Source organism: Vibrio panuliri, from assembly GCF_009938205.1.
Taxonomy (GTDB): domain Bacteria; phylum Pseudomonadota; class Gammaproteobacteria; order Enterobacterales; family Vibrionaceae; genus Vibrio; species Vibrio panuliri.
The window spans coordinates 259572-276482 of record NZ_AP019655.1 but is presented as its reverse complement, the minus strand read 5'-3'; the positions used below and the strand labels follow the sequence as shown (position 1 = coordinate 276482).

The window sequence follows — 16911 nt, the reverse complement described above, 5'->3', positions numbered from 1 at the left end:
AACATGAAAGTTGGAACAAAACGCAGCCTACTCTCTGCTTGCATCCTTGGTGCAGCAATGGCGGCTCCTCAAGCAATGGCAGATGGTCGTTTAGTGGTTTACTGTAGTGCGACTAACGCTATGTGTGAAGCTGCAACCAAAGCTTTCTCAGAAAAATACGATGTAAAAACATCGTTTGTACGTAACGGTTCGGGCAGTACTCTGGCTAAAATTGATGCAGAGAAGAAAAACCCACGTGCAGACGTATGGTACGGCGGTACATTGGATCCACAATCTCAAGGTGGTGAGATGGATCTTTTGGAAGCTTACAAGTCTCCTCAACTTGAATTCATCATGGATGACTTCAAAGACCCAGCCAAACGTAAAGGCAACTACTCATCTGCGGTTTACATGGGTATCTTAGGCTTTGGTGTTAACAAAGACCGTCTAGCAGAAAAAGGGCTTGAAATTCCTCGCTGCTGGAGCGACCTAACCAAACCTGAATACGCTGGTGAAATTCAAATCTCGGATCCTCAAAGCTCAGGTACTGCTTACACAGCACTTGCGACCTTTATTCAGCTTTGGGACGAAGATAAAGCATTTAACTACTTCAAAGCGTTAGATAAAAACGTTTCTCAATACACCAAATCAGGTGTGACTCCTTCACGCAACGCAGCTCGTGGCGAAGTAGCAATCGGTATTGGTTTCTTACATGATTACTCTCTAGAGCAATCAAAAGGTGCCCCACTTGAACTTATCTCACCATGTGAAGGTACTGGTTATGAGATTGGTGGCGTGAGTATCATTAAAGGTGCACGTAACCTAGAAAATGCTCAGAAATTCCTCGACTTTGTGCTTTCAAAAGAAGGTCAGGAAACAGCATGGAAGAAAGGTAAATCTTTCCAAATCCTCACTAACACAACAGCAGAGCAATCACCAAACGCTCTAGATCCTAACACGTTAGAACTTATCGATTACGACATGGAGAAATATGGTTCATCTGACGAACGTAAACGCTTGATCAACAAGTGGGTAAACGTCGTCAAAATGGGTCAATAATCCAACTATTGGGTGATGGCGTTAGTCATCACCCTATTCGCTCATGCATCTAGGTATTTATTATGAACGAACTCACCGCGCACATAAGCCCAGAATCTACTAAGCGCGATCCAGTGTTTTACTGGATAGTGAGCTTAGTAGTCGCTTTCGTCCTTCTTCCTACTTTTGCTCTTGATTATGGCTTGCTTGACTCGACGTCTGACGAGTTTTATGCCGCTATGGGCTGGAGTAGTTTCAATATTTCGTGGTTATGGTTCGCCCTACCTGCAGTGTTGCTGCTGCGTCCATTAAAAGCACAAAACAAATACGCATTGCGTCGCCATCAATTCGATATTGGCTATTCTGCATTTTGTATGTTGTTTGTGGTTGTGTCATCTTGGTACACCGAACAAGGGATGGGCTATGCCACTATCGCGTTGTTCATCGTCCTCGGCGCCGTAATGACCCTCGCCTTCTCTCGCCTTGAGTACCTCGGCGGAGACGTGTTTGTTATCGGCTCACTGATCTCGATCATTTTGCTGATCGTGGTCTTTATCATCTACCCAAGTTTCGCCATCTTCGTTCCGATGTTTGAAGATGAGATGGGTAACTTTGTCGCTTGGCAATTCCTCGATATCCTCACCCGCTCTCATATTATTCAGATCATCATTAACTCTGTTGGTTTGGGGATTTCCGTTGGTATTGGTGCGACATTCTTTGGCTTGATCTTCGCGATCTATACGACTCGTATTGCCGAGCGTAGCGCCTTTATTGCCCGTATTTTCTCGATTCTACCGATTGTCACCCCACCATTTGTGGTCGGTTTGGGTGTCACCCTAATGCTCGGTCGTTCAGGGTATATCACTGAACTGATGGTTGATTGGTTTGGTTTGCAGCAAACGAACTGGCTATATGGCTTTACTGGCATTTGGTTAGCGCAAGTGCTCGCCTTTGCACCCATGTCATTTATGATTCTTGATGGGGCGATGAAATCTCTGCATCCTTCCCTAGAAGAAGCGTCTTACACATTGCGTGCAAACCGCTACCAAACCTTCTTCAAGATCGTTATGCCGCTGCTTAAGCCAGCGTTAGCTAACAGTTTCTTGATCATTTTCGTCCAATCACTCGCAGACTTTAGTAACCCACTGGTACTGGGCGGTAGCTTTGACGTGTTAGCCACGCAAATTTACTTCTATATTGCGGGCGCACAGCTAGATTATGCCTCTGCAAGTACGCTTGGCGCTGTATTGCTATTGTTCTCACTCGCTATTTTTGTGGTGCAGTACTTATGGATTGGTAAACGCTCATACGTCACCATCTCTGGTAAATCTTACCGTGGTGATGTTCAGCCATTACCTGATGCATTGAAACATACCGTTTCTGGCCTACTCTACTTCTGGATGGCGTTTAACATATTGCTATACGGCAGCATCTTCTACGGCAGCTTCACCGTGAACTGGGGGGTTGATTACAGTCTAACATTTGCCAACTACATGAACCTATTTGGTAGTGGTTTAGGTGAAGGGGCATGGCCGTCACTGATCACCACCATGATCTACGCGGCGATTGCTGCGCCACTAACGGCACTGTTTGGTCTGCTTATCGCATACATCGTCGTACGCCAACAGTTCCACGGCAAAAAGGTTATCGAATTTGCCACTATGCTCTGTTTTGCTGTTCCGGGCACAGTAGCGGGTGTGTCTTACATCCTGGCATTTAACGATGCGCCAATTTACCTCACTGGTACAGCCGCAATTGTGGTGATTTCAATGGTAATGCGTAACGTGCCGGTTGGTATTCGTTCGGGTATTGCAGGGCTTGGACAACTGGATAAAGCCTTAGATGAGGCCTCTTTAAGCTTAAGAGCAAACTCGTTTAAAACTATCACGAACATTCTGTTACCACTGCTCCGCCCAGCGATTCTTTCTACGCTTGTGTTTAGTTTCGTGCGCGCGATGACCACGGTAAGTGCGATCATCTTCTTGGTAACACCAGAAACACGCGTCGCCACTTCATACATCCTAAACCGTGTAGAAGATGGTGAATACGGTGTCGCTATCGCATACGGTTCAATTCTGATCGTTGTGATGCTCGCCATTATTTTGATTTTTGATTTTCTTGTCGGTGAAGCGCGCGTTTCGCGTTCCAAAGCCAATAACCAAGAGTAGCAATTGGAGATTTAACTCATGGAAAATGAAAACTTTGTAGTCCTTAAAAATGTCTGCAAGCGCTTTGGGGATAAAACCGTTATCGGCAATTTAGACCTTGAGATTAAAAAGGGTTCACTGGTTACCTTATTAGGTCCTTCTGGTTGCGGTAAAACGACTGTTTTACGCTTGGTTGCGGGGTTAGAAAAACCATCGAGTGGGCAGATTTTTATTGATGGAGAAGATGTCACCAATACGTCTATCCAGCAACGCGACATCTGTATGGTGTTTCAATCCTATGCACTGTTCCCGCATATGTCATTGGCCGACAACGTTGGCTATGGTTTGAAAATGCTTGGGTTAGAAAAAGCAGAGATTAAACAACGCGTCAATGAAGCACTAAAACTGGTTGATCTCGAAGGCTTTGGCGAACGCTATGTAGACCAAATCTCAGGTGGTCAGCAACAACGTGTTGCCTTAGCTCGCGCCCTTGTGTTGAAACCGAAAGTGCTGTTGTTTGATGAGCCTCTGAGTAACCTTGATGCAAACTTACGTCGTAACATGCGTGAGACCATCCGCGAGTTGCAGCAACGCTTCAATATCACGTCACTGTACGTAACGCACGATCAAGCAGAAGCGTTCGCCGTGTCCGATACCGTTATTGTAATGAAAGATGGCGATATTATGCAGCAAGGTACACCGACAGAGCTGTATCAGCATCCTGCTTCCATGTTTATGGCGAACTTTATGGGTGAGGCGAACATGTTCACAGGTCATTTTGACGGTGAGACCATCGATATTCATGGTTATCGTTTAAAAGCCAAGCAAGAGAATGTCGCAAACATTGCAGCAGGCGAGTATGAAATTGGTGTTCGTCCTGAAGCAATCTTACTGGCTGAAGAAGGAGAAGCGTGTCAGCAATGCAAAGTGAGCAGCTTTGCTTATATGGGCTCAATGTATGAAGTGGTTGTGGAGTGGCAAGGGCACGAACTGTTACTGCAACTTAACTCATCGCAGTTTGATGCCAGCTATGCAGACCACGCCTATTTGACCATCAACCCTAACGGGGTGTTCCTATTACCTAACGCTAACCACGCTTAACGTTAAGGCAGACTTTTAACCTTGCCATTGGTATAGCCGCTTACACTTTAACCCTCAGTAAGCGGCTTTTTTTTACCATTTCACGCCTAACTTCCCGCTAAGTAGCCGCCCTTTTGGCAAAAAAAATGTCAATCTTATATTGATCCGAGAAATTGTTTGTTGTCTTTCTCATCAATCAGGATTAAATTTCGATTCTCTTACCACTTTGAACATACACCCGTGTTGCGTTTTCGTCCTCATATCGATTTTCCGTTGCTTGCAGCGATCTGTTTTTTGATCGCGGCGGGGACTATTAGCGTCTGGAGCGCTAGTGGTTTTAGCGAGCCTATTTTGCAACGTCATCTTGCCCGAGCAATGATTGCTATTGGCGCCTTGGTGGTGCTCTCTGCTGTACCGGCGAAAAAACTGTGTGATATCGCCCCGCCGCTGTTTGGCTTAGCCGTTACATTACTGCTCGCGGTTGTGATTGCGGGTGACGCGACCAATGGCTCAAAGCGCTGGTTAGCATTAGGCCCGATCCGTTTTCAGCCTTCTGAACTCGTTAAAGTTGCCGTACCAATGATGACCGCTTGGATGGTCGCGAAAGATCCCGGTTCGCCATCCTTTAGTAAAATATTAAGTTGCTTGGCTCTCACCGCAATTCCAGCGGGCTTAATTGTGGTTCAACCCGACTTAGATGGTGCGATCTTTACCGTTATTTATTCGCTATTTGTCTTGTTCCTTGGCGGCATGAGTTGGAAGATCATCGCGACAGTTGTCGGCACCGTCGCCACCGCCGTACCGATACTTTGGATGTTCTTTATGGAGTCGTACCAAAAAATGCGTGTGACTCAATTTCTTAACCCAGAGTCCGACCCGCTTGGTGCCGGCTATCAGATTATTCAATCCCTTGTTGCGATTGGCTCTGGTGGCATCCGCGGAAAAGGCTATATGAATGCTACCCAAGGGCAACTGGGCTTTATTCCTGAAAGTCACACTGACTTTATCTTCTCTACCTTTGCAGAAGAGTGGGGATACATGGGGAGTGTAGTGTTAATTGCCACCTATTTGTTTATTGCCGCACGAACGCTTTGGCTCGCCAGTCACAGTGACTCCGCCTATGGACGTCTAGTAATAGGGGCGCTTTCACTTAGCTTTATGCTTTACGCCTTTATCAATATGGGCATGGTTAGCGGCATCTTGCCAGTGATGGGAAGTCCTCTCCCATTTATCAGTTATGGTGGTACTGCGATGATCACGCAAGGGGCTTGTTTTGGCATCATCATGGCTCTTGCACCAAGAAGACGTAAAGCGGGAACACCATTCTCTGCGATGGGACATGCCCACTAGTCGCTAAGTGGTTTGATCAACCGAGCAACCCAAACCGTTGCTCGGTTTTCGCTACACTGACTTTAGTAATCTAACGTACCGCGAATTGGATAGTGATTATTAGGGTCTCGAATCCATGCCAAGCCTCGAGTTAATGCTCCAAGCTCAGGGCGCACAAATGGGTTATTCGAAATATCCACCACATGCAAGTCCCCATTCTCATTAACAACAAACAGACCCGGCTCAGAAAAATTGTGGTCAGTCTCTTGCTCTGAACGCGGCACAGAAATATACACGCCCAACAATTGCATCTGAGCTTGTGTTAAGCCAAAGGCGATTGGAAATGAGATATCTAACTTCTCAAGATGCTCGCTAAGCTGCGCTTTTGAATCCGCGCTCACCGCTATAATCCCCACTCCAGCGTCGGCAAACGCTTGTTTATAGCTTTCCAGTTCGTTGAGGTACTTGGTACACAGAGGGCAATGTTTACCCCGATAGACAAACACCGCCTGCCACGTCAGCCCTTCTTGAGGTTTTGCCAATTCTACGGTGGTGTTATCTAACAGCGTTGCGCTGATATTGGGAAATGCATCGCCCGCTTTCAACTTTACTGAATGTGCCATTGGTTCTCTCCTCAGTAGACATTTCAATTAAGCATCAATCAAGTTAAGCACAAAGTGGACTAAAAACAAGCAGTAAACCATTGATGAACTGACCACTGACAGAGCAGTATTATCTTCAGAATACAATAACAAATAATTATAAAAATAATAAATTATGATAATTTTTCATCAACATAAAATCGCCCTATCCTAACCCCAGTGATAAACACCCAATCCAACTTAGCATACTGAGCAACAGCCAATATCGAGGGATAATATGAAGTTTCTACACACCATGATCCGAGTTGCGGATCTCGACAAGTCAATCGAGTTCTACACCAAGATATTAGGCATGAGCGTACTGGATCGCTTTGAAAACCCAGAATACCGCTACACTCTTGTATTCGTTGGTGATCCAGAGCAACCAAACAGCGCTGCCATTGAACTGACCCATAACTGGGATACAGACACTTATGAGCTTGGCAACGCGTTCGGGCATCTGGCATTGGGCAGTGAAGATATTTATGCCGCTTGCGACAAGATAAAAGCGCTCGGTGGCAATGTGACCCGTGAACCTGGACCGATGAAAGGTGGCGATACTCATATCGCGTTTATCAAAGATCCAGACGGTTACCAAATCGAACTAATTCAAACCAGCAAATAGTAGGTGTTGTGATGAAAGATTCTATGTTTCAAACCATTCAACTTGGTGAACTCACTCTAACTAACCGTATTGTGATGCCACCAATGACACGCTCACGCGCTAGCCAACCGGGTAACGTCGCAAACCAGATGATGGCTGACTACTACGCACAACGTGCCAGCGCAGGTTTGATTGTTGCAGAAGGCACCCAGATTTCACCAATGGGTCAAGGTTACGCTTGGACTCCGGGCATTTACAGCCAAGAGCAAATTGCAGGTTGGAAGTTAGTCACTGATGCGGTTCACGCAAAGGGCGGTGCAATCTTCGCGCAACTTTGGCATGTCGGTCGCGTCACTCACCCTGATAATATCGGTGGTATGCAGCCAATCTCTTCTTCGGCGTTAAAAGCTGAGAACGTGAAAGTATTCATCGACAACGGCACCGATGAGCCGGGTTTTGTTGATGTAGTTGAACCGCGAGAGATGACTAAAGAAGACATCAAGCAAGTGGTTGCCGAATATCGTCAAGCAGCACTGAACGCTATTGAAGCGGGATTTGATGGTATCGAGTTACACGCAGCAAACGGCTATCTAATCAACCAATTTATTGATTCTGAAGCCAATAACCGTACTGATGAATACGGTGGTAGCGTTGAAAACCGCTTACGTTTCTTAGGCGAAGTGGTAGAAGCAATGACTGATGCTATCGGTGCAAACCGTGTTGGTGTCCGTCTTGCACCATTTACTTCGCTAAATGGCACAGTCGACAGCAACCCAGTAGAAACTTATACCGCTGCTGCAGCGCTACTTAACAAGCTCAATGTAGTTTACATGCATATTGCTGAAGTAGATTGGGATGATGCGCCTGATACACCAGCAGAATTTAAGCGTGCAGTGCGCGAAGCGTACCAAGGCGTCATTATCTATGCTGGGCGCTATGACACAGAGAAAGCAGCAAAAGCACTTGAAGATGGTTTAGCGGATATGATCGGTTTTGGTCGCCCATTTATTGCCAACCCAGATCTACCGAAGCGTATCCAAAATGGATACCCATTAGCGGCACACGACCCTGCCACACTCTTTGGTGGTAATGAAAAAGGCCTGCTTGATTACCCTGAATATCAAGCAAGCTAACCTGATTGATTTAGCGGTTTAACGCTTATGCTTTAGACTGCTGATTTCAATAACTCAAAAAGCTAGCACTCCCCCCAGTGCTGGCTTTTTGTTTTTACAAATCACTAACAACACGCCAAATATCAACCACTTTTCCCCATTTTTGGTTTGGTTTCCCATCGCAATAAATGCCCCTAATTTATTGATCTTGCTCCCTATTTACACAGAAAATTTCAGCCACTTAAAAACTGTCAAGTGAATTTCAGCCGACATATGGCATCAAGATCTCACATCTTGACACTAATCACACATTTCATGCCAATTTTGTAGGAAACATCTGTCTTGATGGATATCGGGGCTTTCTGTCTAATGCCGTACAAACAGTAGATTATTTGTTAATTAAATTAACAAATACCTATTTAATCATCTATTTAAGAACATTAGATAAAATGAAAAAAAGCACACTAACTCTAATGCCTACCATGCTAGCACTGGCTATCGGTATGGCATTACCAGCCGCCCAAGCTGCGGTAAGCACTGATGCAAACATCGTTGGTTCTGAAAGCCAATGGTGGAACACGTACAAAGTCACTCTTACCAATGACGGTGCTAAGCCAGTAGAACTGCGCGGCGCTAAAGTTGTGTTTAAATCAAACATCTCAATGTCAACACCATCTTGGTCTGCGCAAGGGGTTAGCTACCCAGGCATGCAGTTCAGCAGCAATGCTCAAGGTGACACATTTAACAACACGCTTGCGCTATCATTCGATACCGGTAGTTGGATTAAATCTCAGCTGCAAGCTGGTGACAAAATTGAACTCACACTGGGTGTGAGTGGTGTACTTGATCTAGCGCTACTTCAAAATACAGTTCGTTTAATCGCGGATGACGCCGAAGTGGGTGAACCAGAGCTCTCTATCCAACTGGCTTCTCCAGTCAATGGCGCTGAGTTCACTGAAGGCCAAAACGTGGCAATGCGTGCCAACGTAACCGCAACCAATACAGAAGTAAAAACCGTAAAATTCTTCGTTGATGGCGCACAAGTTTCGAGCCTAACTCAAGCTCCTTTCCAAGCAAACTGGAAAGCGACGGGCGAAGGCACTCACACTATTAAAGCGATTGTTGAAGACAAAACCGGTCTAACTCAAGAGCAAGCGGTCAACATTAGCGTAAAAGCAGATGTCGTTGAGCCACCAGTTGTACCTGAAGTGCACGAACTCACCTTCATGACACCGAGTCAAGGTCAAACTCTGACGGTTGGTGAAGCGACAGCTATCAAAGCGCGTGTCGATGGCGAACTTATCACTAAGCTTGAGTTCTGGGCGAACGACCGCAAGCTAGGTCAGCGTGTAATTAACCCTGAGCAAACTGTTTACACTCAAACTTGGACACCAAGTGAAGTGGGTAACGCGAACCTTAAGATTGTGGTTCTAGATAAAGACAACCAAATCGTTAAGCAAAACACACTTACTGTTGTGGTTGAAGAAGAAGAGAGCTTTGTTGCGCCAGAAGTACGCTTCCTAGCGCCGGCAACTGGCTCAAAGTTTGAAACGGAAGAAACAATCTCTATCTCGGTAAGCGCGACTGATGCAGACCAAGACCTATCTCAAGTGGTAGTAAAAGCGAACAACCAAGAGATCTGTAACTTTGATGCCAACACCACGCAAAACTTCCAGTGTCATTGGCAGCCAACTAACGCTGGCAACGTGACACTCAAAGCAATTGCAACTGACGCTCAAAACCTATCGGCAACCTCTCAAGTTCGCATCACTGTTGAAGAGACAGCTGTTGAGCCGCCACCAGTCACACCACCAGGTGGTCTGTGTGCCGGCTTCAACGTTTACCCAGATTGGACTCGTGGTGACCACGCTGGTGGCGGCGACATCATGGTACATAAGAACATCGCATACTCAGCGATCTACTGGACCAAATCGATTCCAGGTAGCGATGATTCATGGTCACTACACCTAAACTGTGATGGCACGGAGCCTGGCACTGCGCCACTACTGTCACTACCAAACCCAATGGACCCAGTACGTCTAGAAGTGGCAGGTTGGCCAAATACGTTTGTTGTGGCTAGCCCATCAACCGATGCTCCTGCAACTATGACAATTGCAGCAGCAAACAGTGATGCACTGGCTGATACTGACCAACTGACCCGCGCGTTTGTAACCATCATTGAACAAGCAGAACTAGCTGGCACTTCATCTATCATCTTAAGCAGTGATGTTCTCGATGTCGCAACGCTAGATAAAGGAGCCTCTTTTGGCAGTGTAGCCGTTAAGCAAGCACTGACGAATGCTATGGATATCACTGGCAGCCAAATCGATATCGACGCTATCAATGCACTGTCTGACGATCTAAAAGGTTGGGCGCAAGCGCATAACCTAATCATCAGCACTATCGCACCTGAAGCAAGCTTTGGTTGGTCACTAAGCATTGGCGACTTCGCATACGATACGCACTCTGGTCGTCAATCAGTATGGGATGAAGCATCAGTATTTAGCGCAGACCTACTAGCGACACTTGAGCTTTACAAAGCGGATGCAGCAAACAAAGCAGACTTCGTGGTATTCACTAAGTCAGCGTCAACGGATGCACTAACTAGCGATCAATGGCACAACGCGCTTGAGTACGTGAAGCAAGTTTCTGACTACGTGAAAACGCCAGCGATGCTTGCAAATATCCCTACTGACCAAGCATCTGGTTACTTTATGGGTGATTCTGCGGGCAAACCACAACTACGCAAAGCGGCATTCAGCAACGTATTTGCGCTAACGTTTGACCAAGATAGCCAAGCGCTAACGGCAAAAATTGAAGCTTACCAAGGCGCGAAAGTCCCACTTTACTACGTAGGTGAAGAGCTTGAGAAAGGTTCGCTAACTCGTATCGAAGCGCTGAACCAACAGTTAGCTGATGCGGAACATGCGATGGACAACGAAGCGTTCCTATACGAAACGCCGCAGTCACAGTGGATTCCATCAACTGTGTACAAGTGGAACGACTTCCTAGACGGCTTGAATGCCATGCACAACATCGGTGTTGCAGGTAACAAGTTCTGGCTAATGAACGACGAAGCAGACGATGCCACTAACATCACTTACGCTAAAGTCGCGATTGCTGCCTTCCTTGCGCAAAGTATGCAGGAAACTATCCGTTACAACGCATGTGACGAGAACAACTGGTCTGAAACTAAGTACGGTGCACCTGCGGATTACCCAATGACCGCGAGCTGTGGTCAGCTTGGTCAGAAATATGCTGACTACGGTGTTAACCCAGTCTCTGGCTTAGACCATGCTTACTCTTGTCCACGTGACAACAAGATGGAAGTGAGCGCGCTAACTCACGCTAAATGGTACGGTGCACCAGCGCCAGTATTCGCAGCACCAGATGCCGTTCTAGAAGAACGCGGTCTATTGGTTAACGGTGCAGCAGGTCGCTGGACGAACAACGGTCACTGTAACGATGTTCCGGAAAATGTCGATACATCTAAGCAAGTTTGGGAACGTGACAACTGTAAGATTTATGTTGGTCAAAAAGCAGGTAGCTTTATTTGGGATGGCAGCAGTGAAGAGAGCGTTGAAGGCTGTGGCTGGTGGGGTCGTGGTGTAATCCAGACAACAGGTCGTCAAAACTTCGGTACGCTAAACCACTACCTAGGTCGTTCACACGTTGACCCTGAAACTATCGGTAAGACCATTGACGGTGTGACCGTTGAAGCGCCACCAGCGAACCCGCTATACGCTGAACTTGATTTCTGTTCAAACCCAGGTTTGATCTGTAGCTCAGAAGAGAACAAAGAGATCAAGTGGATTGCAGGTCTATTCTACTGGGTAACGTCAGTACAGGCTTACAATGACGAAGGTGGTCAATACGCAGATTGGAACTACTACAACGAACTGAAGAAATACGTTGATAGCGGCCTGCAAGGCTCTCAGTTCATCGATGATGTATCAGGTATCGTCAACCGTGGCTGTCCTGACCTAACCTGTACCACTGGTGATGTTCACAACGTCAAAGAGCGTCGTGAGAACTTCAGACTAGTACTACAGAAACTGGGTCTAGATCCAAAATAATCACACTTAATTCAGTGCTTTCGAGCCCAGCCTAACCGCTGGGCTTTTTTATTTCTCTGGTTGTTCCAACCAACTTTGCCCTTCTTTTCCCTAAGAAATCATACACAAAAGCTCATTTGAAGAAAATTTAATTTGCAATTGAGCATTTTTGCGACTTAGACTTACTAGTCAGTATTTATCATGGTTAGCGTTCAATAACCAAAAGGAAACCATGATGAAACGCACTTTAATTGCTTCGGTTTTGCTGGCAACATCATTTGTTAGTTCAGCCATGACATTGACCAGTCAAGATATCCAAGAAGGCTCTCGCATGACCGATAGCTTTGTGTTTAATGGCTTTGGTTGCAGTGGTGACAACCTATCACCACAACTGAGTTGGAAGGATGTTCCAGCAGGCACCAAAAGCTTTGCGATTACGGCTTACGATCCTGATGCACCTACGGGCAGTGGTTGGTGGCACTGGGTAGCGATAGATATCCCAGCTAGCGTCAACGCGATTGAACGTGGACAAGCGACTCAAGGCTTTAATGGGGTGCAAATGAAAAATGATTATGGCATTGCAAGCTTCGGCGGCGCTTGTCCACCTAAAGGGGACGGAATGCATCGTTATCAATTTACTGTTTGGGCAATGCCGACAGAAAAACTTGCGATCCCTCAAGGCGCATCAAATGCGATCATAGGTTATATGCTTAATGCTAACGCGCTCGATAAAGCGACATTAACAGCGACCTATGTGAATGAATAATTAAGATTGGAAGAGGCGACATGAATAAACCACTAGTCCATACCGCTCACTACCGCGGTAAGCGTGAGCAACCACTCAACAATGTGTTTGTTCATGCGCCAACCATTATTTGGGTCGAACAAGGTTTTAAACAGCTTTGGTGGCATGAAAAAAGCTATGAGTTTAACCGCACTAACTGGCTGCTAGTTCCCGCAGGGCAATACCTGACTTTCGTCAATACTCCAGAGCAAAAGCAATTTCACTCTCGGGCGATGTCATTCAATTTCCAGCCACCAGCCGCATGGACAGAGCAAGCTGACATCGACGTGTCAGCGAGCAAACCTCAACTCTCGACAACACCACAGTTAGAGTATTGCTTTAACTTTATCAGTGAGATGAACACTCAAAACCTTGCTACTGAAACTCAGCAACAACTGCTGCTCGGCTTTTATGCCGAACTAAAACAAGCCAATGCGTTGGTAAAATTATTCCCAAGCCGTCATCAGTTAGTACGAGATAAACTCGCCAATTACTTAAACTCAGCACCTGGTGATGATCACCGTATCGAAACCGCTGCGCAGCACTTAGCAATGAGCCGAGCGACGCTCGCACGGAAGTTAACCGCAGAAGGTGCAAGCTTTCGCGATGTGTTGGCGGAAATCCGTATGAATCATGCCATCACTCTACTGCAAAGAGACTATAGCCAAATAGAGACTGCCCTTGCCTGTGGTTATCAATCAGAATCACGTTTTAGTCAACGATTTAAGCAGCAGTTTGGTATGACACCGCATCAGTACCAGCTCACGCTATAAAATTAAGCTCAACCAAGGCGTAGCGCTGCGGTAATGTTTGTCAGTTAGTTGTTTCTAATTGCTCTTGTCTCGATTAAGCTGAGTAGAGAATTTCGCTTGATTTATGGTAGGCATATATTGATCACCAACACCACCCTCACCTTAGCGACCGCTAATCTCTTCAACTTCATTGAGCCACCCAATGCCTTTTATGATTTTGAAAACATTTATGACACGCAAGCGTGGCATGCCAAATGTGAGTGGACAAAAAAGCAAATTCTTGAGTTAGATGCTGATGTCATTGGGTTGCAAGAAGTGTTCAGTATTGAGGCGGCGGAAAAACTGGTCACAGAGCTGGGTTATTCGCACTTTGCTACCGTCGCCATTCCACATATTGAGAGTGATTACATTCACTCACAGCCCGTGGTTGCAGTTGCCTCTAAGTACCCATTTAAGCATGTCGAGCCCGTAACATCGTCATCATTAATCGCTCAACACTACTCTATTGAGCCACCGTCGTTTAGTCGCCCACCCATTTTTGCTGTGATTGACGTTCCGGATGTGGGTGACATCGCCTTTTATGTTTGCCATCTCAAATCTCAACGCCCAACACAGAGCGATTCCGAGCAATACTCACACCCAATTATTGGACAGTGGCTCTCAACACAACAACGTGGCTGGGAAGCTGTAATGCTGCGCTTATTTATGGAGCTGAAATATCAAACGCACCCGATGCCTACCGTACTAGTGGGAGACATGAATCAGTCGTTAGCCCATCACGTTACCGGTTTACTGACTCACCCTGTAGACCAATCCCTGACAGCGCTTAATTTACAAGATAGTTGGGATATCTTTACACTGAATGAACCATTACGAGCACGCCCCGCAACCCACTACCATTTCGCTCAAGGTAACGTATTAGATTACATCTTAGTTTCGCAGGAGTTTCAGCCTAATTCGCCCCACTCCTTGGCTGACGTCAAACAGTATCAAGTGCGGGATAAGCACCTAATCAATCCAAATTACGAGCAAGATAAACAAGCGAGTGACCATGCATTTGTTGCTGTCACCGTTCAGTTCGTACTGTAAGAATAAAACGTCTACAAATCGTCACAAGAGACATAAGTGAGCTGCGACAGTGCCGCCAGTGACGTTTTGTTTAAAAGCGGATGCGCTTCAATCCCCGTCAGTAAGACAATATCGACGGCGGGCAGCGGTGGCATATTCTCTATAATTTTAAGCTCGTTATTGACGCTCATTCTTCCCATTGCGCCAACCGCCATGCCGGCGCTGACAATTGCTCGCTGAGCAGAAGCGGTATTGCAACAGGCCAGCAACTGATAGGCGATCCCACGCTTAACTAACCCATCAATTGCGGCAGCGTGGTATTTACAATCGCTCTGAAACAGCGCCAAAGGCAATGATGTCACGCCATCAATATCAAACTCAGGATGACAGATCCAAACCCCTTTATCACTTGCGAGCCAGTACCCTTCTTCGCTCTGGGGAGCGCGTGTCACTATCGCTGCATCCAGTTCTCCGTTATCCAGCTTTTCTCGTAAGCTGACACTGGGTTCACTAAAAACGTGAATCGAGCACGTCGGTTCGGCTTGCTGCAAAACTCGAATCACATTAGGTAAGAGGTTGTCATTGTAGTCTTCTGGGCATCCAAGACGCAGCGGACGTTTGTTTTCATAGCGCTTCACATTTTGCACCGCTTGACTATGCAGACCTACAATTTGCTCCGCGTGAGTTCGCAGTGCCAACCCAGCTTCACTCAATACTAGATTGCGCCCCTCTTTCTCAAACAAACTGACACATAACTCCTCTTCTAGCTTGCGCATCTGTGCGCTAAACGCCGATTGAGTGCGGTTTATTTGCTTTGCTGCACGCGTAAAACTGCCTGTGTCTACAAACGCAAGAAAGCTGCGTAACGCATCTATGTCCATTGCCGAAAGTCATCCATCGATTTTATTGAAGTGTGGTATTAAAACTATCCGTTAGTGGCAAAGAAAACAATCCGATATTGTAAGTAACCAGCAAGACCATCATGGACATTTCGTCACAAAACACGGTAAGGAGACATTCATGCACTTATACATTGCCAATCAAAATTACTCTAGTTGGTCGCTACGAGCGTGGCTTATCTTTTCTCACTATCAGTTAGACGTTGAAGTGACCAAGTTGAAGCTCTTTACAACCGACTTCTACCAGTCACTTGAGACGATATCTCCCACAGCTAAAGTCCCCACGCTGGTTGATCAGCAAGTGACTGTATGGGATTCATTCGCCATTTTGGAGTATATCAACGAGCAGTATTTACAGGGACAAGCATGGCCAAGTGATGTTGGAGAGCGCGCCCGAGCGCGAGCGCTTGCCGCTGAAATGCATTCTGGTTTTATGAATCTGCGTAACGAGCTGCCAATGAACATACGGGCACGCCGTAAAGTTGAGCTAAGCGAAGGCGCATTACAAGATATTGCCCGAATTGACGCCATTTGGTCAGAGCAAGCCAATCAATACCCTGATGGCTGGTTATTTGGTGAGTGGTCAATTGCCGACGCAATGTATGCCCCCGTTGCCTTACGCTTTCAAACCTATGGTATTACGTTGTCGCAAGCGGCACAAAAATATCAACAAAGGGTTCTTACCAGTGACTCTTTGCAACCTTGGCTGCACGAAGCAAGTCTTGAAACCGACATCGTGATCGAAGATGAGGCTGGCGTAGAGGTGTAGGCAGAGCTTGACCTATGAGAGGTTGAGACTAGACACAATTTAAACGGGGGTTAAAAACCTCCAGCCCACGCCTGAAACTCATCAATCGCATCAAGTTCTTGTTGAGTTTTCGGTAGTGGGTAAAAGGGTAGAGCCAAAAGCTTTTCAGAAGGGAGTAAGACCCAATCTGGCGTCATTTTTAGACGAGTAAGATTGGTTTCGCCCTCTTTTACCACATACATGTAATAGCCATCGGTGTGTGAGTTTGCATAGCTAGCAATTTTCGCAATCCCCCCCAAAGGCAACTTCACTTTTCTTCCCAACGGGTACAACTGATGCAGAGCAAAACTCACATGTGCGTCTTCTAAGTAGCCTTGCTTAAATCGGTACAGCCCAATTGCGGTAGAAGTGGTGCGCTCCGTCCACCCAGCGAGCGTCAGGCCTCGCAAAGAATCCTGAAACGGTCGACCTTTCGCTAGCCCTTCATTGCTAATAAACTGGACGACCACGACGTCTCCGGTCTGCTCTAATATGTTTAGAAACTGTTCGCCAGTTTTATCCGCTAGTAATTTCATTGCTTAACCGTTCTTCGTCCGCATTCAGCCATATGGTACTCAATACTCTATATCAAAACAAATAATCACCAATGATGATACAAAGTTAACTCATTTAGAC

Annotated in this window: 14 protein-coding genes; 11 read left to right on the top strand and 3 right to left on the bottom strand. The window is 46.3% G+C overall.

Going from position 1 to position 16911, the window contains the following annotated elements; all coding sequences use genetic code 11:
• The first annotated feature begins 3 nt into the window (after positions 1–3).
• From GZK95_RS16120 to rodA, 4 genes are all read left to right on the top strand, one after another.
• A complete protein-coding gene (locus tag GZK95_RS16120) occupies positions 4–1038 on the top strand; it encodes an ABC transporter substrate-binding protein (RefSeq protein WP_075705993.1) in 1035 nt (344 codons plus the stop codon).
• Between the two features lie 62 nt (positions 1039–1100).
• Positions 1101–3185 (top strand): ABC transporter permease, encoded by a 2085-nt coding sequence (locus tag GZK95_RS16115; RefSeq protein ID WP_075705992.1) that lies wholly within the window; start codon positions 1101–1103, stop codon positions 3183–3185.
• An 18-nt stretch (positions 3186–3203) separates the two neighbouring features.
• Positions 3204–4265 carry a ferric ABC transporter ATP-binding protein gene (fbpC, locus tag GZK95_RS16110; RefSeq protein ID WP_075705991.1) on the top strand — a complete coding sequence of 354 codons (1062 nt, stop codon included), beginning with the start codon at positions 3204–3206 and terminating at the stop codon, positions 4263–4265.
• 219 nt (positions 4266–4484) lie between these two features.
• Positions 4485–5594 carry a rod shape-determining protein RodA gene (gene rodA, locus GZK95_RS16105; RefSeq protein WP_075716538.1) on the top strand — a complete coding sequence of 370 codons (1110 nt, stop codon included), beginning with the start codon at positions 4485–4487 and terminating at the stop codon, positions 5592–5594.
• Positions 5595–5656: 62 nt separating this feature from the next.
• On the opposite strand, the gene GZK95_RS16100 is transcribed toward rodA, so the two are convergent.
• On the bottom strand, positions 5657–6196 hold the full coding sequence (locus tag GZK95_RS16100) for a peroxiredoxin family protein (protein ID WP_075705989.1): 540 nt from the start codon (positions 6194–6196) through the stop codon (positions 5657–5659).
• A 256-nt stretch (positions 6197–6452) separates the two neighbouring features.
• On the opposite strand from GZK95_RS16100, the gene gloA reads away from it, so the two are divergent.
• The 6 genes from gloA to GZK95_RS16070 all read left to right on the top strand — a co-directional run bounded on the left by gloA (position 6453) and on the right by GZK95_RS16070 (position 14610).
• On the top strand, positions 6453–6839 hold the full coding sequence (gene gloA, locus GZK95_RS16095; RefSeq protein WP_075705988.1) for a lactoylglutathione lyase: 387 nt from the start codon (positions 6453–6455) through the stop codon (positions 6837–6839).
• A gap of 11 nt (positions 6840–6850) precedes the next feature.
• Entirely contained in the window at positions 6851–7951 is a 1101-nt protein-coding gene (locus tag GZK95_RS16090; protein WP_075715691.1) for an alkene reductase, read from the top strand.
• Positions 7952–8379: 428 nt separating this feature from the next.
• The gene (locus GZK95_RS16085) at positions 8380–12006 is read left to right on the top strand and encodes an Ig-like domain-containing protein (protein WP_075715692.1); all 3627 of its coding nucleotides are present in this window, start codon (positions 8380–8382) and stop codon (positions 12004–12006) included.
• A gap of 211 nt (positions 12007–12217) precedes the next feature.
• The gene (locus GZK95_RS16080; RefSeq protein ID WP_404817657.1) at positions 12218–12751 is read left to right on the top strand and encodes a YbhB/YbcL family Raf kinase inhibitor-like protein; all 534 of its coding nucleotides are present in this window, start codon (positions 12218–12220) and stop codon (positions 12749–12751) included.
• A gap of 20 nt (positions 12752–12771) precedes the next feature.
• Complete coding sequence (locus tag GZK95_RS16075) at positions 12772–13542, top strand: AraC family transcriptional regulator (RefSeq protein WP_075715694.1); 771 nt, start codon at positions 12772–12774, stop codon at positions 13540–13542.
• Positions 13543–13659: 117 nt separating this feature from the next.
• Positions 13660–14610 (top strand): endonuclease/exonuclease/phosphatase family protein, encoded by a 951-nt coding sequence (locus tag GZK95_RS16070; RefSeq protein WP_075715695.1) that lies wholly within the window; start codon positions 13660–13662, stop codon positions 14608–14610.
• A gap of 11 nt (positions 14611–14621) precedes the next feature.
• Here the strand turns inward: GZK95_RS16070 and GZK95_RS16065 are convergent, their stop codons facing one another.
• Positions 14622–15470, bottom strand: a complete 849-nt coding sequence (locus GZK95_RS16065) for a LysR family transcriptional regulator (protein WP_075715696.1) — start codon at positions 15468–15470, stop codon at positions 14622–14624.
• 139 nt (positions 15471–15609) lie between these two features.
• Here GZK95_RS16065 and GZK95_RS16060 point away from each other — a divergent pair, with 139 nt between their 5' ends.
• Positions 15610–16257 (top strand): glutathione S-transferase family protein, encoded by a 648-nt coding sequence (locus GZK95_RS16060; RefSeq protein ID WP_075715697.1) that lies wholly within the window; start codon positions 15610–15612, stop codon positions 16255–16257.
• Between the two features lie 50 nt (positions 16258–16307).
• On the opposite strand, the gene GZK95_RS16055 is transcribed toward GZK95_RS16060, so the two are convergent.
• On the bottom strand, positions 16308–16811 hold the full coding sequence (locus tag GZK95_RS16055) for a hypothetical protein (protein ID WP_075715698.1): 504 nt from the start codon (positions 16809–16811) through the stop codon (positions 16308–16310).
• Positions 16812–16911 lie beyond the last annotated feature (100 nt).